Genomic DNA, 23479 nt, shown 5'->3' with positions numbered 1-23479 from the left:
CTCAAACCTGATCACCACTTTCTGAAAAATTCCAAACCCATGAAGGTAGTCTCCTCAATCAAGGACTCAAATATTCTATAAGTCAAATTGCTTTAGACCTGTGCTGTTTAATTTTCGAAACTGATCAGGTTTCCACATGTCTTTCACTAAGTATCCAATTCATAAAAATAGCGTATATTTTTGGATTGCAAGGAAAAGATACGCTTTATCAAAAAAGAGGGGGTTCACTTGTGTTAACACGTTGGATTAGAAGTGTTCTGAAACCTGGAAAAAGGTACACACAGGATATCGAAAAATCCAAACAGCAAACCGCTACCGATCCAATCCATTCATCGTTATCCCATACTCTTTCTTTACTTAAATTAAAACTTGGGCAAGGTCCCGATTTTGTCATTCGTGATTTTTCCGAAAGTCCTGTACATGCTGGCCATCTCGCCGTTTGTTATATTGAAGGACTGATTGACCAAAACTTGCTTTCCGATTTAATGGAGAGCTTGATTACAGAGATGGGCTCCGCAGATACTTTTATGTTTAAGGAAAATACTGCAGCTTCTTTGTTAAAAAACACAATTCCGTCTGGAAATATTCAAATGATACATTCGCAAAATGAAGTATATCAAGCCATCCTCTCCGGGAATGCTGTCATTGTCATCGACGGAAACAACTATGCATTGGTAGTTTCCATCGCAGGCGGAGTAAGACGGGCTATTCAGGAACCCAGTACTCAGACCGTAGTACGGGGTCCTAAAGAAGGATTTACGGAGGATATCTCAACCAACATTACACTGATCAGAAGAAAATTGCGGACACCTGACCTTAAATTTGAAAGTCATGTTATTGGGCGATATACACAAACCAAAGTCATGTTAGCTTACATTGAAAATGTCGCTAATCCAGAAGTCATACAGGAAATTACAAAACGGCTGCAATCCATTGATACAGACAGCATACTTGAAAGTGGCTACATCGAAGAATTTATACAGGATGAACCACTTAGTCTCTTTCCCACCATGCTAAACTCAGAGCGTCCGGATACAGTCGCAGGTAGCCTTTTAGACGGACAAGTAGCTGTCCTGGTTGATGGGACGCCATTCGCTCTGATTGCACCTGTAACCTTCTTTAATTTCTTTCAAACGGCGGAAGACTACTACCAGAGATATGACATTTCAACTTTTTTAAGGGCTCTTCGTGTAGTATCTTTTCTAGTCTCATTGTTGCTTCCCTCTCTATTTATAGCCTTGACGACTTTCCAACAGGAAATGATCCCCACCACGCTGTTGATTACGCTAATGGCTCAACGGGAAGGAACTCCTTTTCCTGCATTATTGGAAGCTTTAATGATGGAATTAATGTTTGAAGTGATTCGTGAAGCAGGTGTGCGAATGCCACGGGTCATCGGACCAGCCGTTTCCATTGTAGGAGCTCTGGTTATCGGACAGGCGGCGGTGCAAGCCGGACTGGTCTCAGGTGCAATGGTGATCGTTGTTGCCTTCACAGCTATATCGAACTTTGTCATCCCGTATTTTGCTATGGCTTCAGCGGTCAGGTTGTTGCGTTTTGCACTTATGCTACTGGCGGGGGCTCTAGGCTTATTTGGTATTCTGATAGGAATTATCCCCCTTCTAATTCACCTTGTATCTCTCAAGTCATTCGGAGTTGATTATTTTGTGCCCTATAGCCCCACCTTTAAAACTAATATGAAGGACCTTATCATCAGAGTTCCGTGGTGGGCTATGAAAACCAGACCTAGCGAAAAATCAGGCCATAACCAGACAAGACAGGCAGCTCACCAATACCCTGCTAGTTCGGATGATACTGAAGGTGGTCATAAGCCTGATACCCAAAAATAGGAGAGATCAATGGTGCGGCAATTAAGAGTTAGTTATGTTCTGTTTATTGCAGGTTTATTACTTACAGGGTGCGTAGATCGAACAGAATTGAACGAATTAGCCATCACAACAGCAACTGGAATTGATGGACATAAGGGCGACTGGATCAATACTTATCAAATCATCATTCCATCAGCCATGACGACTGGCTCAGGTGGTACTTCCTCGGGGGCATCGCAAAGCGCTGTACATACCTTTTCTACACATGGAAAAACATTGAGAGAGACCGTTACGAAGAGTACCCTGGAATACCCACGCAAACTATATTTTGCCCAAAATAATATACTCGTTATTGGAAAAAAAGCAGCAGAACAAGGCATTGAAGAGATTATTGATATTTACCTCCGCAACCTTGATTCACGAGAAACTGTAAAAGTATTCATTGCCAACGGAGAGGCTCGTAATTTTTTAAAAAAGCTTGTACCACCAGAGAAAATTCCTGGTCAAGCTTTAGAAAAGATTATAGAAAGAGATAGCAAATTAGCATCAATTTACCCTGCAATATCCATGTATGAATTCATTTCGAAAATTAGCTCCGATAGTGCAGCCGGAGTTCCAGAAATATCTCTTGAGGGTTCCGAGCCGGAGAAACTAGAATCTGTTGATGTTTTCAAGGAAACCTCCGCCAAAAATAAACTCAAGTTATCGGGCTTAAGCATTTTTCAGAAAGACAAGAGAGTCGGCTTCCTAAATGAAAAGGAAAGTATAGGGGTTTCATGGTTAAACAACCAGATTAAAAACACTACTGTAAACTATGTGGATGGGAATGTTACGTCCGCTTTTCTCATCCGGAAAGCCAAGGTTAAGGTTACGCCAATCAAGAATTTAAATCATTATTATCTCAACGTTGACGTTAAAGCTACCGGTGATCTTCTGTCAGCCTCTTCGCAAAGAGAAATGAAAGATATGCAAAGTGTAGGTCAATTGCAGATGCAAGCAGCAGAAACGATCAAACTGCAAATTCAGGAAGGCTGGAAAGCCTTACAGCAAAAGAATATCGACCTTATTGGTGTTGGAAATAAAATTCATCACAAGTACCCAAAAGACTGGAAAAAAATAAAAGAGACATGGCCTGAAGAGTTCGCAAACATGGATATAAAAATAGGTGTAAAAATGAAGCTTGCACGTCCAGGATTATTCGAAAAATCTTTTAACGAACTGTTGAAATGAAATAAACAGGGAGAGGTGAAATGAAGCAATGCGTCAAAATACAATCCGAGTATCCGAGCTGATCATTTGTATGTCTTTATTTGAAGTTGGAAGTACAACTTTGTTTTTAATGGGGGCTGAAGCAAAGCAAGATGCTTGGTTAGTCATGTTGATAGGAGCATTAGCAGGACTTCTTCTGCTAATGCTCCATCTTGCTATTCACCATCAAGATCCTGAATTAGATTTGTTCATGTTGTTTCGCCGTTACACAGGGAAATATGTGGGTACACTCATCAATTTACTTTTTGTGATGTATTTTACATATGAAGCTTCTCGGAACATACGCGATTTAGGCGAGGTGACCGTAATGACTCTGCTCCGCCAAACCCCTTTGTGGATCATCATCTTGATCACAATCGTGGTTGTATCCAACACGGTTCGTTACGGCTACAAAGCATTTTTCTTATTTTGCTTGTTCCTTTTCCCTTTTTTTGTACTTGGATACGCCATAATTAGTATATTAATTCCGGCAACTGGTCTCTTTCACTTGGAAAATTCCCTTCCGGTTTTAGAGGAAGGATGGAACCCCATATTTAAAGCCGCTATTCCTGAGCTTATCTCCTTTCCATTCGGACAAACTGTGTTATTTCTTGTATTTTATCCACTTGTACATAAAGGCCGGAATCTCATAAAACCCGTTTCCTTTGCCTATATAATGACCGCACTTGCTCTAACATTTGTTAATCAATTGGATATTTTTGTTCTCGGACCCAAGATCGCTGCAAATAGCACGCTTCCTCTTTTGGAAGCCGTTCAGTTGATTGAATTAGCAGATCTGTTCGAACGAATGGATGCCCTTTTCACCTTGCTTCTTTTTCTTGGCTTGATCATCAAAATGTCTTTATTTTTTAATGGTGCTGTGATAGGACTTGAAAAAATAACCGGGGTCGGATTTAAAAAATGGATTCTTCCCCTTGCAGCACTTATTTATGGTCTTTCTTTTTTGTCGCCTAACTATATTCATCACATGGTAATCGGTCGAAAATTTGTTCTTAATTCCTGGTTTCCTATTTTTCAAATTTTCCTTCCTTTGTTACTATTCACCTTTATTGTTATTAAAAAAAGAAAAAAAACAAATAAACAGTCCTCTTCATGAGGAGATGATCATTCATTTAAATAGATCCACCACTTTTTTGATTTTTATTCTCTTTCATCGGCACTACATGGAGCGTTCCATCCTCGCTAAGCTCTGCATAGGCAATCTCATTGATGCTGTCATATCCCTGCTCTCGCGCCTTTGCTTTTATCAGCTCTACATCAATTGTTTTCCCGCGCATAGATTCATTTAGCAACCTTCCCTTATCAATGACAGTAACAGAAAAAAAATCAGGCTGTGCATCTATTCCCATATCCTGAGCAGCGGGTGGCTCATATTCGGGTTTGCGTATGACTGACAATGAGCCGTTCGTCTCTAACGTAGCGTACAAGACCTCACGCAGAGAAAAAATATTTTGCTGGCGTAGCATGGAGAGTAGCTGTGTAAATTCTATATCATATTTCTCCAGCAATTCTTGATTAACCTGCCCTTTATCCACGAGCAGCACTGTTCGACCTTCTGCCATATATCCAAATTTCACAAAATGGGTCGTCGCTTTTTCGAAAAAGTAGGCCAGAGCGCACCATAGTGCCAAAGCAAACAAAAGATGCCAAATGGTCACCTTATCGTCATATAACGTATTCCCTACAATTTCGCTCAATACCAATGATGTCAGAAAATCGAGCGGTGTTAACTGACTGAGTGTTTTCCGACCTGTAATAAAAGTAATAAGCCATAGGCCAAAAAAGCTGATGATCAATTTGACACCAATCGTGACAAATACCTCCATACCTATGCCCTCCGAAAGAAGTTATTTTTCTTATGGGTTATTTACACTCCTATACTTCTGTATAAACAGAGGCTTAATCCATTCCTAAAGTTGTTCGAAAAAAAGTCCGCTACCAACTAGGGCAGCGAACCTTTTAATTCGGCTATTATTTAATCTTAGTCTTTCGTGTATTCATATAAATTATCTACTTTTCACCAGCAGCTGAATTGCTTCTCTAACCAGCTTATCCGTATCTCCCCCAGCTTCTTGCTCTTCCAATATGCAGCGTTGCAGATTTTCTGCTACAATCTGGGCGATTGCTTTATCTGATGCATTGCGTACAGCTGATAGCTGGCTGACTACATCCTTACACGACTTGCCCTCATCCATTAAACGAAGTACTCCACGTACCTGACCCTCAATCCTTCTCAAGCGCGTTTTCAGTTCATCACTGTAATTGTAATCCATAAGCAATGCACTCCTTTTTTGACTTACCATATACATGTATAGGTATATTATAAACCAAAAAAGTAAATAGGATACCCTAAATAAATAGATTCACCTGTCCTTGCGATGCATCTCCCAAGTAGGCAGCTACTCCAGCATATTCCACACTATCTATTAGCTCTTCTTGTTGAAGTCCTAACAAATCCATGGTCATGGTGCAAGCGACGAGCTTGATCCCCTGATCTTGTGCTAACTCTATAAGCTCTGGAAGAGAGAGCGCATTATGCTTTTTCATGACATGCTTGATCATCTGTGGTCCCAGTCCGACGAAATTCATTTTGGAGAGTGCTAACTTTTTCGGTCCACGAGGCATGATCCAGCCAAAGGCTTTTTCGAGCATTCCCTTATGGGTGCGCATGAGCTCATCCTTACGCAATATATTTAGTCCCCAAAATGTAAAGAAAATAGTTACTTCATGATCATATGCTGCCGCTCCATTCGCTATAATGAATGCAGCAAGCGCTTTATCCAGCTCACCGCTGAATAAAATAATCGTTGTTTTGGCTGTACTCATATAGAATCGTACCCTATTATTTCTCCTGCCCAGCCGGACATGCCTGAAAGCACAGATTTGACGTTTTTAGCGCCTTTGTCTGCCAATAAGCGGCAAGCCCTTTCACTGCGTGCTCCAGCTTGACAGATCACTGCGATTTCATCTTCCAGATTTAGCTCAGCGAGGCTGTTCTCCAGTTCTCCGAGGGGGATGTGCTTAGATCCTGGGATGTGTTTAAGAGCAAATTCGGCGGGTTCACGAACATCCAGCAAAATGAAGTTCTCCTTTGCAGACCATTTTGCTTGCAGCTCTTTAATACTTATCGTGGAAGGAAATGCTTGCTCCTCCTTCACATCAGTCGGATTTGCTTTGCGTAGATAATGTCGCATGACAACTCCTTCTTGAAAAGTGCCCAAATACTGATGTCCGGTGCCTTGGGCCCAGCTCTGAAAATCTGCTAACGAACCTTTGTCAGTCACTTGAACCTCCATAATTTGCCCGGCAAGAAGCTCATCCATAGCTTTTTTTGTTTTTACAATTGGCATAGGACAAGCAAGCCCTTTGCAATCAAGAATCTGATCTGCTTCGATATGACTAGTTGATGACATAGTGGTACCTCCGCCTTTTTTTGTGGGGTTTAGTTTAGTTTTAATTTCTTAATACATATACCCCTATAGGTATTAGAATAGCGAAGCCCACTTCTCTTGTCAACTCAGCTAGTCATTTTCATTCAAACTAATAATTCATGTCTTATAAAATTAAAAGCACACAAAAAAGCCGCGCAAAAGCGCGACTCTACTGCATACATACCAATTAATCGTCTGTTTTCATCAGTTCTGGCAGATCCAGCGACATCGAAATATTACATAGCATTCCTCTGGCGAGAAAAAGCATTGTTCTTTCCATGGCTTGTTCAATACCAGCATGGCGGAAAGCGTCATAAACTGTCGTATGGATCTCACGTAACCCCTGCTGCATCACGGTTACAACCACATCCTCACGGATTGTCTGTGCCTGCATTTGCAAAAGTATTTCATTTCGATATTCCGTCATAATCTGCGAATAGGCTGCAATCAGTTCTTGCTCTAACTGTTCCGACGAAGCCGATTGTATGACCCGGTGAAAAGAGTCTATGATACGTGCAAATGATACCTTTAGGGCTTCAATAAGCAAGGCTTCTTTAGTAGCGAAAAAGCGAAAAACATAGGGCTGTGAAATATTAGCCCGTTCCGCAACTTTGGCCGTTGTAGCTCGATAGTAGCCCATCTCCGCAAAGACTTCAATAGCAGCAGATATGATTTCCTTTTGGCGATTTATTGATGTTGATGTTGCTTTAGCCATATTTTCTCATCCTTTTGTTTATCACAAATTTTCTCTGATTAGTGATTAATCAATCACTTAACATTATAAATGTCATCCTTTAAAAATGCAATGAACCGAAAAAGTCGCCTCCATCATTGTAATGGAAACGACTCTTTTTTTTATACATCTAAATCTAATTATGGCGTCATCGAGTTAAAATATAGTCGAACATAACTGACCTTTTGCGTTTTGGTTTGATAGGAAAATACTAAATAATAACTAAGACCTGATGTGTTGTCGATTTTATAATTAGCTTCTGCTGTGCCGGATATGTCTCTAGAGGTGTCAACTGTTTCTGTGGGCTGGCCCAGTTCGTCAATAACTTGTTTGATAAGCAACTTCTTATATTTTGAATCGGAAGAAGTAATTTCTGTAACTTTATCATTTCCATCCAGTACGAGATCTGTATGATATTTAGCGTAACTTCTCATAGGGCCTGTAGAACCAGAATCGGATTTCCCCCAAAGCTCAAACAAAAGATCGCTGCTAGTTCCCAAACCAAGACCTTTAGGCAGATTGGGTAACGTCCCCTGCTTGGCTGCACTCAATATAGCAGCTGCAGAGCTGTATTTACTGTCAGGTGAGGCTGTACTACTAGCAGGTTTATGCTGTGTCGAGGTTGAACCTTGATCAAACTCTTTTCCAGTATTTTTGGAACTTCCCTTGGAACTTCCCGCATCCACACTAGGCTTGCTGAGATCTGTACTCGTCTTGTTAGTGTGAGTATCTTGCTCGTTGGTATGGATGTCTGTGTTCTGATCTGTTGAATTACTGGCAGATGGTGTGGCTGATTTCGTTGTAGAGGGAGCAGTTGAGTTTGCTTCTCCGCTATTGCCGCATCCTGTCATTACAGCAAAACCTATAGCCAATAAAGCGCTGGTGGTGACCAGCTTGCAAGCTAACTTTTTACGATTACGAGATTGATGTGTAGGTTTCATTGTAAGATCACTCTTTCCTTGTTCTTGGGTACAAACCAAGTGTAACCGAACCTCGTTTCGAGAATACCTCTACTTGTATCCAACTTGTAAACAAGCACATTTGTGATTTTCTAACATATCCTACCTGCGATCATAAATTCCTAGCTGTTGTTTAGAAAAGGCGTAAGGGGAGTCACTCTCCTTCAACCATATATTCCCTTTGATAATGAAGATGTATACAGCAAAAACAAAGTAGATTGTGCCTGCAATCCAGTCTATTGCCGTTGGGATGTCTCTCTTTACGATTTCATGAATATACCAGATTCCTATAGGGACATGCAGGAGAAGTGCCGTACACAAACCAGGGTTATATACCGTTTTTGCTTTGAGATTGACAACAATACCGTGCCAGACGACCTGGAAGAATCCCATCAAAACTGGTGCGAGTCCGAGCCAGATTACGTGGGGGAACCATACGGGGAGCAGATAAAATACATAGGCAATGGCCACATTAATGATCATCGCTGAATTAGGGTTCAAGGGGTAACGATCTGGGGCTTCACTTTTAAACAAAATATTGTTAAATAAACCCGCAAAATATCCAGGCCAGCGGTATTCCTCAAATTGGTGAAACAATATATTCACAAAGCTCAACCATAATATTCCTGATATATCAGAAAACATGGCGGGATTCAAAAACAAAACAATACATACAGCCACTCCAATGATGGCTCCTGCATCTTGCCAATATTTTCTCAAAAATTCCATGGTATTCACCCCTGAGATTTATTTTTGATCGAAATATCTTTCAAATAGCAGGTTTAATTGTTCCTCTATTGTGGGCATTTCCACAACTGCTCCAGACTCAAGAATCGGACTCATCAGTGCAGGCAGAAAAATAGCTCCGAATATTTGCAGCATCATTGCTAACGACCGCTCCGGCTGTTGCTCACCTGTCAGCTCCTTGATCGTGTTCTGGACCTTTGGAAACCCCATCATGTTTAAAAATCTTCCGTATTCCTGTTGAGATGTAAAGGGTGTGCTGCCCATCACAATAATTCGCGACAGTAGCTCTGGATATTGGCGAATGACCTGTAAATAGTTAAGTAAAAATTGTTTCAGTCTATCTTGCGGAGGCATCGCTGTATTGTCCAAAACGGAAAATGTGTGCTGAAAGCTGTTTAGGATCACTTCAATAGCTTCACTGAGCAAATTTTCTTTGGAGCCAAAATAATAATTAACTAAAGAAATATTAGTGCTAGACAGATCAGCAATTTTTCTGATTGTAACCGCCTCGAAACCTTCCTTTTGAATAAATTTCAGCGTAGACTGTAGAATTTTTTCTTTGGTCTGTTGTTTTTTGTCTGGGTGACTCATGTTTTTCCTCCTCCTATTTAGTTTAATCCAAACGGGCAAATGAAACGGGCCGCTTAAGCAAAACAAACAAAAATTCAAACTATATTTAAAACGTTGTTTAAATTATTGTTTGAACTTATCCTAGCACTTTACATTTCACAAAACAAGTAAAGATATGAAAATTAGGCTAAAAAAAACCGCAAACGAATCAGATCGTTTGCGGGTTGATTGAATAGAGATTAAGAAAAGGCAAAACTAAATAGCCCAATTTCCTTTGCGGAACACAGCCTCTTTGCTTCCGTCTTGCAGTTCACCGTCAATATCCAGCTCAGCTGAGCCGATCATGAAGTCAACATGAGTCAGGCTGACATTGGCACCGTTCTGGAGTAGTTCCTCCCGGTTCATTTGTGTCCCATTTTCGATGTTAAATGGATACGCACTGCCTAAAGCCAGGTGGCAGGAAGCATTTTCGTCGATACCTGTATTATAAAAGATGCGGTTGAGATTAGAAATCGGTGAATCATGCGGCACCAAGGCAACTTCCCCCAGGTAGCTGGCTCCTTCATCTGTAGCGAGCAAATGAGTGAGATGCTGCTCACCGGATTCTGCTGTATATTCGGTGACTTTACCGTCCTTAAAGGTAAATGTAATGCGATCTACCAGCTGCCCATTTAAATTAAGCGGCATGGTACTTGTAATGTGACCATTGACACCAGTACGCTTAGGCATCGTGAATACTTCTTCTGTCGGCATATTCGCGACAAAATAATCTCCGCGCCCGTTTTCACCACCACCACTGCGCCAAATATGTCCGTCAGCCAACTCAATTCTCAAATCTGTTCCGGGCGCACGATAGTGCAGGCTTTTATATTTTTTATGGTTCAGCTTATCTTGTACCTGTTCAAGATTTTTCAAATGATTTTGCCAATTCTGAATGGGATCAGAGCCGTCTACACGATTCATTTGGAAAATCGTATCCCACATAACACGAATGCGGTCTTCTTCTGCTACATCCGCAAACACTTTATCGGCCCAGGCTTTCGTCGGAGCTTTAATCAAACACCAGCTAATTTTGTGATTGCGGGTATATTTGGAAAAGCCTTCTCTCGCCGTAGCTGCCGCTTTTGTCGCACGAGAAACTTTTTGCGGATCAATACCTTGATATAAATCCGGGTTCGGCACTTTAATCGTTAATGTGGCTCCACCCTCTTCGGCGAATTTCTCCATCATTTCTGCCTTCCAAGCAGGGTAGTAATCAAAGCTGGCTTCGTCACCATGCTCAAAACGACTGCGTGTAATGGAATCGTCCTCAAACTCTACCTGTACATATTTAGCGCCTGCTTCATAGGCTTTGCTGACAATCAGGCGTGTGAATTCAACAGTTTCCAGTGGTGCAGTTACCAACAACGCCTGTCCGGGCTGAATGTTGACTCCTACTCTAACGACCAGTTCTGCATATTGCTCCAACAATGATTCAAATGTACTCATTTTTCCACGCTCCTGTTCCCGTTTGGTTATGTTGAATGATTTCATCACTACAGTGAGGACTGTTTCTCCAGTTCACGCAGCTCCACTCTTCGTATTTTGCCTGAGCTGGTTTTAGGAAGCTCTTGAATAAACTCTATTTTTCGTGGATATTTGTAAGGTGCCGTCCATGTTTTTACATGATGTTGCAGTTCCTTCACTAGCTCTGGTGATCCTTCTATTCCGGCTTTGAGCACGACGAAGGCTTTTACAACATGTCCACGGATTTCATCCGGGCTGGCTACCGCTGCACATTCCTGCACAGAATCATGCTTCATCAGCGCTTCTTCTACTTCAAAAGGACCAATGGTGTAGCCAGAACTGATAATGATATCATCACCACGTCCTTCAAACCAAAAATATCCATCCTCGTCCTTCCGAGCCCGGTCGCCCGTTACAAAATAATCTCCGTGTACACTCGCTAATTTGCGCTCTGGATCATGATAGTACGTATGAAACAATGCCGGCAGATCAGCACGCACTGCAATATCGCCCACTTGCCCTGGAGCCAGCGGAATACCATCCTCGTCTACGACCTCAACAAGTCCCGGTGCAATGGATTTGCCCATCGAACCTGTGCGCAGAGGTACGTCTCTTAGATTACCAATAATTAATGTACTTTCTGTTTGACCGTAACCGTCGCGAATCGTAATGTTGAATTGCTCCTGAAACTTGTTAATAACCTCCTGATTGAGCGGTTCTCCCGCAGAAACAGCACTTCGCAATCGGGATAGATCATATTGATCCAAACCAGCCGTTTTTGCCATAATCCGATATTCCGTCGGTGTACAGCACAACACTTGAACTCCATATTGCTGCAGCAACTGCAAATAGCGCCCCGGACGAAACGGACCATTATATACGAATCCGGTCGCTCCATTTCCCAGTACTGATAAAAACGGACTCCAAATCCATTTTTGCCAGCCAGGTGCGGCAGTAGCCCATACGATGTCTGAAGCTCGAATATCCAACCATGGTGATGTTATCCGCAGATGGGCATATCCCCAGCCATGGCTGTGTACAACACCTTTAGGATTGCCTGTGGTGCCCGAAGTATAGGCCAGAATGGCCATGTCATCACGGTGTGTCTTCACAGCTTCAAAAATATCTTCCTGTCCCTCCATCAGCTCATCCAGCACGAGCCAGCCTTGCGCACCTACTGTTCGGTCCCCAGGGACTACAATGCGATAATCCAAAGCAGGCAAATCATCGCTGATTTTGTCTACTTCACTTGTTACGTCGGTCCAGGCAATGACTGCGCGCGCTTCCGAATGGCGAAGCCGATATGCAATATCCTTGGCCCGCAGCATTTCTGAAGATGGAATGACAGCAAGCCCCAGCTTCAAGCATGCCAGGTAAATGACATATGCAATAATACGCCGTGGTACTACGACCAGAACTCTGTCCCCTTTGTTAAATCCCAGACTTGCAAGTCCTCCAGCCAGCCGGTTTGCTTTTTTCAACAGCTCTCCGTATGTGATTTCTTCGTATTCTCCTGTCTCACTTAACCACTTGAGTGCTGTCTTACCAGCCTCATGGTGCTCCATTTCCGAAGTCATATTGTAATATTCAGGCGCAAGCCATTGTTGCTGATCAGTCAAATCATACCTACCCCTTTATACATAAGATAAGAGCAACTTCCTTTAAGTAGTATAACACGTCTTAGTACCAGGTTCTAATACCAGAATTAATTTATTTGGAAAAAATAAAATTTGTAACGCAAACGACAAAAAAGAGCCTGAATACAGACTCTTTTCTTTACTATTATTGTAATCTACATCTCAATGTCTATCATTGTAGAAGCCACTTCCTGCCCGTTTACGAGCAGGACAATTCGGTGCGCTCCCGCATAATGGCGACGAGTTGTCAGGTCTGCAAACCGGTGTGTTCGTGTACCCGTTAAACGGGTTCCTCCGGAGACGGTTTTGTCAGAAAGCAAAAACAGTTTACGTGAGACCTGTCCTCTCGCCTTAACAAAGTCGATGCCATACTCGATGCGGACTCGTACGGATTCACCTTCTCGAAGCTGAAGCACATAGCTTAACTCACAGTGATCACCGATCTTTAACACGATAGGGTCTGTGTTGAGAGAGGCAGCTGCAACCAGCGGCACCCCATCCGTATCATTCGCATAGCCGAACATGGCCATCACTTCAGGGATGGATTTGCGAATCAGGGATCGACAGCCATGGCGCACAATCCAGTCGGTGTCAGGATGTGCCCCCTTCCACCGTTGAGCCGTTGCGATGACGATATCGGGATGGTCCTTGGCAATATCGTTCAGGTTGTTGGCTACACTTTTACGTACATACAATGATGGATCGGCCTTCAGTAGTTCCAATACGGCCAATACCGGAGCAGGGTCACGTTTGAAGACAGGCAGCGCCTGTCCCCAGGGTAGCCGTGGACGACATCCTTCGCTGGCAAGACGGCGGACGTGTTCACTGGGGTGTGCCGCCCAGCTCGTCATCTGCCGCATCGTCCGTTCTGGTTCACGCAGAAGGAAGGGCCTCACAGCAAACTCCGCAGAGGATTTTGATGTAAATCGCTCCAGTGCATTCATGGACAGGTCCCAATGCTCTTCTCCCTGCCCATATACCTCTACGAAATCGGGGAAAAACAAGTACGGAAACCCGCTACAGTACTCATCTATGGCAAATAAAATAAAAAGAGCTTCTTCATAACTACTAGGCAAAAACGCTCCTAATGTTAACGAAATACGCCGTATTCGTTCTTTTAGCTCTAGCTCATCCCATTTTTGGTCCATAACTTGATGGATAAATCCTTCAATGTCGAATGGACTGTATGCAGCCTGTACTCTTTCACCGAATAGACGAAGGAATTCCTCCGTGTACATATTTTTTAAGGGCTCAGCCATTGTATATCTCCTTTTGAATATGAATGTAAGCAAGAAGCGATGAACGAATAATATCTTCGTCTATGATAACCGTAAATCGTGACCCAACACCAGCATTAAATGAGGTTAAGAGAATGGATGCAAGACACATTAAAAAATGCCAAGTCCTAAGATTAGGACCTGACATTTTTCCATAAACACTACAAATCGAATGAGACTTAAATTTTGTGTTGGACAAACCAGTCGGTAATACGTTGCAGTCGTTCCACGCGAAGCTGTGGGTGCCCTTTTCGTGAAAGCTCGTGACTTGAAGCTGGGAAACGGACAAATTGAGTAGGTTTTCCCAAACGACGTAATGCTGTAAACAGCTGCTCCCCCTGCTCAATAGGACAACGTAGATCCTGCTCTCCATGCAATATGAGCAGCGGTGTATTGATTTGCTGCACATAAGCCAGCGGGGACTGCCTCCACAAAAGTTCGAAATCATCCCATGGATTTCCGCCAACTTCATCTTCAGTAAACGAGTATCCGATATCACTCACCCCATACATCGACAGCCAATTAGATATGGAGCGCTGGGTCACAGCTGCTCGGAAACGATCCGTATGCCCGACAATCCAGTTTGTCATAAAGCCACCATAGCTGCCTCCTGTGACACCCAGTCTTTCCGGATCAATGAGTGGGAATTGGCGTATAGCCTCGTCCACGGCGCTCAGTAGATCGGTGTAGTCACGTCCGCCGTAATCTCCAAGGACAACATTGGTAAAAGACTGTCCGTACCCTCGGCTTCCTCCCGGATTCGTATAGATGACTGCATACCCCTGAGCGGCCAGCAACTGAAACTCATGAAAAAAAGAATTGGAATACATGGCATGGGGACCGCCGTGAATTTCCAAAATGGCAGGATAAGATCCTCCCTCCTTAAAACCAGCTGGCTTCATCACCCATCCCTGCACGCGTCGACCATCCTCAACCTCAGTCCAGAAGCTCTCAGGCACACTGATCTCAATCTCATCAAGCAGAGAATCATTCACTCGTGTCAGCCGTTCTTCGTTTCCCGAATGGATTGCAATTCGGAACAAATCACCTGGCAAAGCGACGTCAGTGGAAGCGGCAATGATATGCTGTTCATCTGAAGTAAGCTCAAATTGATAAATTTCCCGTTCTCCTTGGGTTAAAATTTTAAAAGTTCCATCAAGGGCAAACTGATATACGTGCACATTTCCTTCAATGGTTACCAGCGTGTACAGGGATTGACCGTCCGCACTGAAGCGTGGTGGTCCTACATGAAGATGTGAACGCATGTCGCTCATACCCGCATTACCGAGGTGAGCATCAAGCGTCTCACTAACACATACTGCCGTCCCACCACTGGAGGCAACCGTATACAGCCGAGTCTGAGTAGCGCCTTTGGCATGGCGATCATGACCGTAAAAGGCAATCATTGTGCCGTCGGGAGAGAAAGCAGCACTCTCGATTTGAAGTTCGGAATGAGTCAACTTAAACGGTGCTGCCGCATTGCCATTAGAAGACGCAGGAGCTATCGTAAACAAATCATTTTGCTTGCGTAAATCCGTATCCTCTTTGGAATGCTCCGCTATTCTAGCGACAAATAAAATCAGTTGGCCATTCGGTGACCAGACGGGCTCCGCCACATCATAAGCGCCGGACGTCAGTTGAACCGTGTGCCCTGAAGTGACATCAGTTACGTACAAGTGATCACGAGTATCATCCCACAGCCCATAGCCGTCGGATTTAGCTTTTGTTCGATTAACCACTCGTCCCTCAAGATGTGTCTCCTGCTCACCTACATCGCATGTAGAACTTGACTGGTTCTCAGCAGTTTTTGCTACAAACGATATGTAGGCTCCATCCGGCGACCAGGATAATGAACGAACATTGTTCTCTATGTGCGTAAGTCGTCGGGCTTCTCCCCCGCGTGCTGGGATAATCCATACCTGGCGCTTGCCGTCTGTCGAACGGAGAAAAGCAAGTTGTGATCCGTCCGGTGACCAGACAGGTGTTTCATCTTTCGGTCCGTATGTAAAGGGTATCGGAGCTTCACCTTCAAACGGCAACAGCCAAATTGCCGAGTTATAGTCTGTCCGTTCTTTATTAATACACTGCTCTACGTAAGCGATTTCGCCACTCGTGGGATGAACAGCCGGATCACTAACCCAGTGAAATCGATATAAATCCTCAGCTATTATACGGCGTTTGGTCGTGCCAGATTGCGAGTTGCTCAAATAAGTTCCTCCTTAATATGGCCAGATTTCTACAACTTTAGATTCGATTAATCCGATTAATTTTATATGGATTAAATAAATATACAATTACGTTACTCTTTTTATGTATCTCTGTCAATTTGTCCACAGCTCAAATAACCCTCTCTCAGTCGCAATGACTCGAAAACACCGCCGCTTCGGTTGCTTTCTTGAGAGAAGGTCTGATCTGTTATCGTTCTTCTATACCATACGCATGCAAACACAGCCTGCCTGACGACATTTTGGAATTTCTGCTTCGAATTCAGGCTTCCCCAGTGATCGGGTCTAATTTCGATGAGCAGTCTCGGCTTCATTCTTTTCATGGATGTAGGTGGAGAATAATTCAGGATTCACTACTTTACGCAGTAAATGCATCGTCCCGTCCCCTGTTCCATGGTCAAAAGCATGAATGCGTTCATATCCCCAACGCTCATACATGGATAATAAATAAGGATGTTTTTCCGCAGTCGCTAATGTCACTGCAGGAGCTCCGACCTTATCACGAATAACCGTTTGTTCTACCCAGTTCAGCAGTTTTTTACCATATCCTTTGCCCTGGGCAGCCGGATCTACGGCAAACCACATCACAAACGGAAGATCAGTTATAAAATTAAGGGCTCTATTTTTTAGATGACTAACGGTAGCCTGGATGACACCATCGACTTCCAGCACATAGCAATCATTATTTTTAATGTTCTCTTGAATGAGAGCAACGTCTGCCTGAGCGGCAGGCCATTTAAGCTCTAACTGCCGAATTGTTTCATATGCCTCATACGTTACATACTGCAATCTTTCTGCGTCCTCTTGTCGTGCCAGACGATAGATCTCGCTCATAGTCCCCCGCCTCCCTGTAGTGCTGTAATAATGTACGCAAACGACTTTACAACTAATCCTATCTTTTTAATTAGATATAAAAGTTAACATAACTGTAGCATGCTAACCATTCAGCGACAAATTAAATTTTTCTATAGCTCCATTTAAAATAACAATATCCCTTGAGGGTTGGAAAGTCCGTAATTAAAATGAAAGCAAAAAAGCCCGAAAGCCGGGCTCCTTTACTTTCTAGACTAATAAAATGCTGTCCCTGTCTCTGGGGCATTTAAACGAACCTGTACGCTGTGTTATTCCGCAGGGGCAACAAAGCTGCGTTTGGCAAACTCGCTGTCCAGCATATAAAAGGCATTACTGTCTCTTTCAATGCGCTTAAGCTTCTGGATAACACTATCGAACAGAGCTTCCTCTTCGACTTGCTCATCAATAAACCATTTCAGGAAATGGATCGTCGCATGCTCACGTGCATCGAGGGCCAAGTCAGCCAAGTGATAAAATTTTTGTGTGTTTTGCTGCTCATGCTTGTAGCCATGTTCAAATACATCCAGCATGGAATCATAGCTATTTTTGGGCTCCGGTAATGCTGCCAATGTGGCGCGTCCTCGACGGTCATTAATGTATCTATACAGTTTCATGGCATGAAACCGTTCCTCCTCCGCTTGTACCAGAAAGAAGTTTGCAAACCCATCCAGACTTTCACTGGAGCAATAAGCAGCCATCGCCAGATATACGTGAGCAGAGTAAAATTCAAAGTTCATTTGCTCGTTCAGAGCCTGTGCCAAATTGTCATTCATGTCTCAGGTCACCTCGGTCAGATATGTAATGATGTAACGATCATAGTGTACCACGAATCCGATCACAAAAAAACGGACGGAAGTGAATTCAAGCATACTCACGTTCCGCCCACCGTGCTCAACATTTAGTTCACAATCAAGGCTCCAGACCCCAGACACGTTTATCGTTTATATACAGAGGTGCTTTCTCCCAATCTGTATAAGAGGTCTTGGTTGCATCATAGGAAAAATCATCGCTTTCGTTATAGTTGCTCCAATCTGACTTGTTCATACGAATCTGGATATCTCCCGTATTTTCTCCAGCTGCCAGGCTTCCCGCACCGGCTCCAAAGGAAATTTCCAGATAGTAGTCTGCCCCATTAACGGCCTTATCCAGTTTCACAAAACGTCCCTGAATGTTGCTACTGCCTAATTGCGCATAATCACAGTGGAACTCCTGCGCCTTATCGCCATCTACGGTATAGTAGTATCTCAGCTTGACGTTTTTCAGATCCAGAGCCTCTTTCCCCTTATTTACGACACGGAAGAGTGGTCGAATCTGGTTATCTCCCGGGTTGGTGTCGCCCACACGGTATTGGGCAATTACATCTCCCTTTGCCGGAATCGGCGCTGCTGTTGGCTTGGCGCTGACCTCAGCAGAATCCGGGCTGGTTCCTAAGGAGTTTGTTGCAGTTGTTACATAATAATAAGTGGTTTCATTCACCACCCCTGTATCCTTGTAAGTGGCGTCAGTTACCGTTGCTACCGTGGTATACGGGCCACCACTGGTTGTGGAGCGCTTAACCGTGTAGCTATCAGCACCTGTCGCTTTGCTCCAAGTTAGTGTAACTTGTGCATCCCCTGCACTTGCCTTCACATTTGACGGAGCTTTAGGAGCTGTAGGTTCGGCTGGTCCACTACCATTAATGAGACGGTCATACTCTGCATAAGCAGTTGCCATATCTACTTGGGACCAGAAACGGTGATACGTAAATTCTGGTGCACCTTTATCCCATTTCTTGGTCTGTTTGTTCCATGAAGTCGTGTATTTGTCTTTAAGATAGGACCATTGCGGATCTTTGGTGATGTTAGGACGGATGTCGCTATAGCTGGAATACGTACCATTGCCACCCTTGGCCGGATCAGACGGTGTAGCGTCTGTGCCTGGGATCGTGTTTCCTTGCCCAGTCTTGCCACTCCATCCGCTCGGGATATATACTTCTTTAGTAAAATAACGATAATAATCCTCACGTGCTTCCTTCGTTGTAATTCCTATGCCGTCGTTATAGCCCCATGCTGCATCAAGCAAGGCTTTGGACAGATCTTTGGCTTCCTTGCCTAACTCGGTGTAGTCTCCTTTTTCAGCTTTTGTTCCGGCAGCAAAGAAGGTCAGCGCTTTCACATAACTGCCCAACACTCCTGCATCCTGTCCTGGATTTTTTGTTACTACATGAAGATTGGCATTCCCTTTATGATTGGCAAATCCGCTCCAAGTCTCGGGCTTTCCACTCCATTCCAGATTGCTCGGCAGCCAGAACTCACCTTTAGCTGCTGTTGTGGCTACCTTCGGATTTTTGCCACCCAGAATACGCTTGCCTTGTGCATCCAAATAGTATCCCTGCGCGTCTGTTACAGGCCGTTCGTCGGCAAATACATAGCTCTTGGACCATTCGATCCAGTTTTCCGTCACTTGTTTAGCCATTTTAAACTGCTCAGACGAAGTATCACCTTTCTTGGCTAAAATATAGTACAGCTCCGCAATCCGCTCGACAGGCCAAGCCTGCATTCCAAACCAGTTGTTGGACGGTGGATCTTGGTATACAGGAGCCCCTGTATAAGCCATGCCATAAAAAGTGCTCGTACCAGAGGGATACGCCTTGTAGGCGCCATCCCAGCTATTCGTTGCTCCACCTGCAATGGCCCCCTCATCAGATTGCAGCCAAGTATAAAATTCCAATTGGCGCTTGAGCGAGGTCGCCCAGTCCTGTCCTGCCGTAGGTGAATTTGGAATCAATCCGCTATCCTTATCGGATAACGCATATGCAGCAACGACATTCTGGTAGCCCTGATGCGCATGGCTTGCACCAATACGCCAAGCCCAGTTGCCGCTTTGGCCTAGCCCGCCGCCCCAAGCCGTATACCATGCCATTAGATAAAGACTGGCATCCTTGCCCGTACCAGCAATCGGACTTCCGTTGGAAGCGCTTCCTACTTTCTGGAAGTATTTATCGTACATGCCGTAACGCAAGAAGTCTCCCATCTTTTTCGCTTTGTCCAAATATACCTGGTTGTCGTAACCCAATTCTTTCGCCCAGTACATGGCTTGAACCGCCCGTGCGTCCGCATCCGTGGCATTCGTGTAGCGCCATTGCTGTGCAGGAGCATTGTTTTCCTTGGTGAACAGGCTCATAAAGCCTTCATTAGGCTTGCCAAACTTGTGATTATCCTGCGATGGATGCGGTACGGCCTCCCAGACCGATTCCTGTTCTCCACGCTGGAAAGTGTTCACATAGGTCGCCGTATGCGACGGATTCAGCAGATTGCCAAAACCGTACCAATTGTCTACATCCAGCAGCCAATGCATCAGGTAGGTCTGATTGTTGCCATAGGTTGCCTTCAGCTCAGAGTCCAGCGGGTCCTTGCCAGCACCATACTGACCACTCAGACGGCTTGGGTACTGATCCGGCTGCGGATATTCTGCGGCATAAGTGGCAGGGCTGTTCGGGTTATAGTTACTCATTGTAGGCTGCTCTTCCTTACCGTCACCCTCATTAACAGGAATGATATATTTCTCCATGTTGTCCCAGGCTGATTCCAAATGACCCCAATCCCCGGTATAATGACCATAGAGAACTTCCAGCCACATCCAGTAGCTGTATGCTTCCGAGGTCGTTAAGTGTCCATAGTCAGGAGCCTCGCTCATGAGTGTTTCAACGGAATGATAAGGGATACCTTCTTTTGAAAAATAACCGCTAGCCGGGTCCTTTAGCTGTTTATACATTTGCAGAAAGCGTGTCGATTCAGGGGTTGCGGCTGATGCACGGTCGGGTTCGGCCTGAAATAAGCCCAAGCTTAACGGAAGTACCAAAATGGCTGACATGACCATAGAGACAGATTTTCTGAACACTGATTTTCTACTGATCACTTTTGCATTCATCCTCTCCATTATCAATTTTGGCTTTACTCAAAATTTGATTCCGAAAAACGACAGCATAAAAAGACAGCGCCATCACCTCACTTTCCCGTTATAAAGGTGGAGGACACGCTGTCCATAGCTCCAAATGCTTCACATTGGCCCTGGCAAGAATATACCACACTAGTTGCCAAATGAGAGTCGAAAAATTCTATATGTTTAGAGTTGCACAAGGAAATTGACGAAATCGATAGGAATCGGTACTATTTCACAAGGAGGCGTTAAATCATGAATTTGTTGCTGTTGCTTGGCTGTATTGTGATGTTTTTAGCTGTAGCTCTGGGAGCATTCGGGGCGCATGCGTTGAAAAAAAGACTTTCTGCAGACATGATGAGCATATTCCAGACAGGAATTCAATATCAAATTGCTCACGGTTTGGGTTTGTTGCTGCTGGGAGTTCTTGCAGGCAACCTGGTCCATTCTTCTCTTATTGTAACCGCTGGTTGGGTTATGCTGGTGGGCATTCTCCTGTTTTCCGGCAGTCTGTATGTTCTTAGTGTGTCTGGTGTGAAAAAGCTTGGAGCCATCACCCCGATTGGCGGGCTGGCTTTTTTGGCAAGCTGGGTGATGGTGATGGTGGCGGTAATGCAAGGCTAAACAAATGAACAGAGACTTGGAAAATTAGGCGCTTCCAAGTCTCCTGAATCATGACCGAATTATTGATGAATATGAAAGTGTCTATGATTTCGTTTGCACTTGCTGTGCTTTCTGAGCCGCAACCCGATGACCTTCGATATAGCGTTTGGATTGAGCCATCTCATGCTCCTGAGCAGCTTCCATAATAATATGGACCCCTGGCTTGTACTGCTCCAGCAGTTCCATATATAGACCATAGTTCATGTCACCAAAACCCGGCGGTACGGTCTCGATCTCACCTGATGATGACAGACGCCGGTCTTTGGCATGCGCTGCGATAATCCGAGGTCCCAGCAGCTGAAAAGCTTCGCGGATGATCTCATCCTGTCGGGCCAAATTTTCCGTTTTTAGCAAATTACCCGGATCAATCACAACGCCAATGTGTGAAGAGGGCACTTCTTCCAAGAAGGTAGCAAGCTCTGCTGCTGTTCCGACCAAGTGATCGTTAGCAGCTTCCAATCCTACGAATACCCCCCATTTTTCCGCCTCATCTGCTAATTCTCGTACAACTTCTTTTACAACTCTCCAGTCCCGTTCCGAATAAGGGGTCCCGTCCTCATTGCGTCCGACTTCAGCTGCGACCATTGGTGCTCCTAACAGACCCGCATATCGGATCAGCTCTTTGAAACGCTCTACATTCTCACGTAACAATTCCTCATCCTGTACAAAAAAATGCAAATAACAACCGAGCACTGATATGGATACCCCATGCTTACGAAATTCCTCTGCGATAGACGATGCTAATCCTGGATTGAACTTGCCAGGTTTATTAAAATCGACATCGCTGATCGCTCTCCATGGAGCAAGCTGAACATGAGTAAAGCCCGCTTCACCTACCTTTGCAGCCAACTCACGATAAGGCAACTTGCCAAACAAATGTGCCAATACACCTACTGTCACTAAAAATCACCTCTTTTTTAATTTTGTATTCTACTAGTCACTGTACTCAGCTCCAAAGACTCATTGATAATGTTTGTAATTCGTTCTACTTCATCATGAATAAAAAAGTGTCCTCCTTCAAAGGTAAACACACGAAATTGCTGATCCGTATGCTGTGCCCACGCCTCCGCATCTTGTAGGGTCACCGTGTTGTCGGTCAGTCCTGTCAGGGCGGTGATAGGGCAATGTAAAGGCGTATCTTTATCCATATACTTATACATCTCGACAGCTTTGAAATCTGCTCTTAATACTGGCATAAAATAGTCATACAATTCCTGATTGTCAAAAATGGCTTCCGAAAGCTGACCGTACCGTCGCAAATGTGTTCTAAATTGATCTGCGGGCAGATCATGTAACCACGGGACATTTCTCGGGACATGCGGTGCTCGTCCACCCGAAACAAATAGATGAGCCGGCTTCCCATATCCTCCGGCCACCAGCTTATAATACAGCTCGAACGCAATCATTGTTCCCATGCTGTGACCGTATATGGCATAAGGATCGCCAGGAACTAACTCTTGGCTGATTTGGTGCAGCAGATCCTCGCTCATCTCCTCAATGCTATCCTTTAGCGGTTCACCAGAACGAATACCTCTGCCCGCCAATTCCAAAGGGACAAGTTTAATCTGTGGGAGCAGCAGCTTTTTCCACTTGAAGCTGACTGATGCCGATCCACCTGCATACGGGATGAAAAATAATGTGATAGGTGCCATTCTTGCAACCTCCTGTCTTGCTAAATCCTAACTTTTTTAGTTTAGCACAAAAAGGTATATTTACCCATTTCAAATATTTTGCAAATTCGAAAAAGAAGGTTGACGAATTCAAGCACATTTTGTTTAAGGCAGGAAATGTCTTCTTTCAGGAAGAACTGCTGAATGTTTGAATATAATCATGTGTTGGGTCTTTTATTTTCCAATTTGAGAG

The 23479-nt window shown here is 44.1% G+C and carries 22 protein-coding genes (1 of these 22 running past the window's edge); 4 read left to right on the top strand and 18 right to left on the bottom strand.

Annotated elements, in window-relative coordinates; translation table 11 throughout:
- Nucleotides 1-5, bottom strand: partial view of a trans-sulfuration enzyme family protein gene (locus EGM68_RS12105; protein WP_013371125.1) — the 5' portion only. 1153 nt of this gene lie to the left of the window's left edge; the window shows 5 of its 1158 coding nt (coding positions 1-5); the start codon lies at nucleotides 3-5; its stop codon lies beyond the left edge, outside the window.
- 225 nt (nucleotides 6-230) lie between these two features.
- On the opposite strand from EGM68_RS12105, the gene EGM68_RS12100 reads away from it, so the two are divergent.
- Genes EGM68_RS12100 through EGM68_RS12090 form a run of 3 tightly spaced genes read left to right on the top strand, consistent with a single transcriptional unit; the run spans nucleotide 231 to nucleotide 4194 of the window.
- Nucleotides 231-1850, top strand: coding sequence for a spore germination protein (locus EGM68_RS12100; RefSeq protein ID WP_013371124.1), 1620 nt, complete (start codon nucleotides 231-233; stop codon nucleotides 1848-1850).
- A gap of 9 nt (nucleotides 1851-1859) precedes the next feature.
- On the top strand, nucleotides 1860-3059 hold the full coding sequence (locus tag EGM68_RS12095; RefSeq protein ID WP_129549255.1) for a Ger(x)C family spore germination protein: 1200 nt from the start codon (nucleotides 1860-1862) through the stop codon (nucleotides 3057-3059).
- A gap of 28 nt (nucleotides 3060-3087) precedes the next feature.
- A complete protein-coding gene (locus tag EGM68_RS12090; RefSeq protein WP_129549254.1) occupies nucleotides 3088-4194 on the top strand; it encodes a GerAB/ArcD/ProY family transporter in 1107 nt (368 codons plus the stop codon).
- Nucleotides 4195-4210: 16 nt separating this feature from the next.
- Here EGM68_RS12090 and EGM68_RS12085 read toward each other — a convergent pair whose 3' ends face one another.
- The 15 genes from EGM68_RS12085 to EGM68_RS12015 all read right to left on the bottom strand — a co-directional run bounded on the left by EGM68_RS12085 (nucleotide 4211) and on the right by EGM68_RS12015 (nucleotide 20932).
- Entirely contained in the window at nucleotides 4211-4924 is a 714-nt protein-coding gene (locus EGM68_RS12085) for a YetF domain-containing protein (RefSeq protein ID WP_129549253.1), read from the bottom strand.
- A 180-nt stretch (nucleotides 4925-5104) separates the two neighbouring features.
- Nucleotides 5105-5371, bottom strand: a complete 267-nt coding sequence (locus EGM68_RS12080; RefSeq protein WP_129549252.1) for a metal-sensitive transcriptional regulator — start codon at nucleotides 5369-5371, stop codon at nucleotides 5105-5107.
- A gap of 76 nt (nucleotides 5372-5447) precedes the next feature.
- Complete coding sequence (locus EGM68_RS12075; RefSeq protein WP_129549251.1) at nucleotides 5448-5924, bottom strand: DsrE/DsrF/DrsH-like family protein; 477 nt, start codon at nucleotides 5922-5924, stop codon at nucleotides 5448-5450.
- Complete coding sequence (locus EGM68_RS12070) at nucleotides 5921-6511, bottom strand: sulfurtransferase TusA family protein (protein ID WP_129549250.1); 591 nt, start codon at nucleotides 6509-6511, stop codon at nucleotides 5921-5923. Before EGM68_RS12070 ends, EGM68_RS12075 begins: the two co-directional genes overlap by 4 nt.
- 205 nt (nucleotides 6512-6716) lie before the next feature.
- Nucleotides 6717-7244: a TetR/AcrR family transcriptional regulator gene (locus EGM68_RS12065; protein WP_129549249.1), complete on the bottom strand. Its 528-nt coding sequence runs from the start codon at nucleotides 7242-7244 to the stop codon at nucleotides 6717-6719.
- A 158-nt stretch (nucleotides 7245-7402) separates the two neighbouring features.
- Nucleotides 7403-8203 carry a DUF4309 domain-containing protein gene (locus tag EGM68_RS12060; protein WP_025675237.1) on the bottom strand — a complete coding sequence of 267 codons (801 nt, stop codon included), beginning with the start codon at nucleotides 8201-8203 and terminating at the stop codon, nucleotides 7403-7405.
- A 120-nt stretch (nucleotides 8204-8323) separates the two neighbouring features.
- Nucleotides 8324-8950, bottom strand: a complete 627-nt coding sequence (locus EGM68_RS12055) for an HXXEE domain-containing protein (RefSeq protein WP_129549248.1) — start codon at nucleotides 8948-8950, stop codon at nucleotides 8324-8326.
- 18 nt (nucleotides 8951-8968) lie between these two features.
- Entirely contained in the window at nucleotides 8969-9559 is a 591-nt protein-coding gene (locus EGM68_RS12050; RefSeq protein ID WP_025675234.1) for a TetR/AcrR family transcriptional regulator, read from the bottom strand.
- A gap of 234 nt (nucleotides 9560-9793) precedes the next feature.
- On the bottom strand, nucleotides 9794-11026 hold the full coding sequence (locus EGM68_RS12045) for an aminopeptidase (protein ID WP_058712084.1): 1233 nt from the start codon (nucleotides 11024-11026) through the stop codon (nucleotides 9794-9796).
- Nucleotides 11027-11073: 47 nt separating this feature from the next.
- Complete coding sequence (locus EGM68_RS12040) at nucleotides 11074-12663, bottom strand: acetate--CoA ligase (protein WP_129549247.1); 1590 nt, start codon at nucleotides 12661-12663, stop codon at nucleotides 11074-11076.
- Nucleotides 12664-12836: 173 nt separating this feature from the next.
- A complete protein-coding gene (locus EGM68_RS12035) occupies nucleotides 12837-13940 on the bottom strand; it encodes a DNA alkylation repair protein (RefSeq protein WP_064963766.1) in 1104 nt (367 codons plus the stop codon).
- 197 nt (nucleotides 13941-14137) lie between these two features.
- A complete protein-coding gene (locus EGM68_RS12030) occupies nucleotides 14138-16165 on the bottom strand; it encodes a S9 family peptidase (protein ID WP_064963765.1) in 2028 nt (675 codons plus the stop codon).
- A 303-nt stretch (nucleotides 16166-16468) separates the two neighbouring features.
- A complete protein-coding gene (locus EGM68_RS12025; protein WP_025675225.1) occupies nucleotides 16469-17017 on the bottom strand; it encodes a GNAT family N-acetyltransferase in 549 nt (182 codons plus the stop codon).
- 287 nt (nucleotides 17018-17304) lie between these two features.
- The gene (locus EGM68_RS12020; RefSeq protein WP_013371107.1) at nucleotides 17305-17808 is read right to left on the bottom strand and encodes a ferritin; all 504 of its coding nucleotides are present in this window, start codon (nucleotides 17806-17808) and stop codon (nucleotides 17305-17307) included.
- A 136-nt stretch (nucleotides 17809-17944) separates the two neighbouring features.
- Complete coding sequence (locus EGM68_RS12015; RefSeq protein WP_025675221.1) at nucleotides 17945-20932, bottom strand: glycoside hydrolase family 48 protein; 2988 nt, start codon at nucleotides 20930-20932, stop codon at nucleotides 17945-17947.
- Nucleotides 20933-21208: 276 nt separating this feature from the next.
- Here EGM68_RS12015 and EGM68_RS12010 point away from each other — a divergent pair, with 276 nt between their 5' ends.
- Nucleotides 21209-21577: a DUF423 domain-containing protein gene (locus EGM68_RS12010; protein ID WP_025675219.1), complete on the top strand. Its 369-nt coding sequence runs from the start codon at nucleotides 21209-21211 to the stop codon at nucleotides 21575-21577.
- An 81-nt stretch (nucleotides 21578-21658) separates the two neighbouring features.
- On the opposite strand, the gene EGM68_RS12005 is transcribed toward EGM68_RS12010, so the two are convergent.
- Both EGM68_RS12005 and EGM68_RS12000 read right to left on the bottom strand, forming a co-directional pair.
- A complete protein-coding gene (locus tag EGM68_RS12005) occupies nucleotides 21659-22516 on the bottom strand; it encodes a sugar phosphate isomerase/epimerase family protein (protein ID WP_129549246.1) in 858 nt (285 codons plus the stop codon).
- Between the two features lie 17 nt (nucleotides 22517-22533).
- Nucleotides 22534-23268 carry a thioesterase II family protein gene (locus tag EGM68_RS12000; protein ID WP_013371103.1) on the bottom strand — a complete coding sequence of 245 codons (735 nt, stop codon included), beginning with the start codon at nucleotides 23266-23268 and terminating at the stop codon, nucleotides 22534-22536.
- Nucleotides 23269-23479: the final 211 nt, after the last annotated feature.

The organism is Paenibacillus sp. M-152 (genome assembly GCF_003856555.1).
In the GTDB taxonomy this organism is placed as follows: domain Bacteria; phylum Bacillota; class Bacilli; order Paenibacillales; family Paenibacillaceae; genus Paenibacillus; species Paenibacillus polymyxa_C.
Note: the sequence above shows the minus strand (reverse complement) of the source record. Positions and strands in the feature narration are given on the sequence as shown.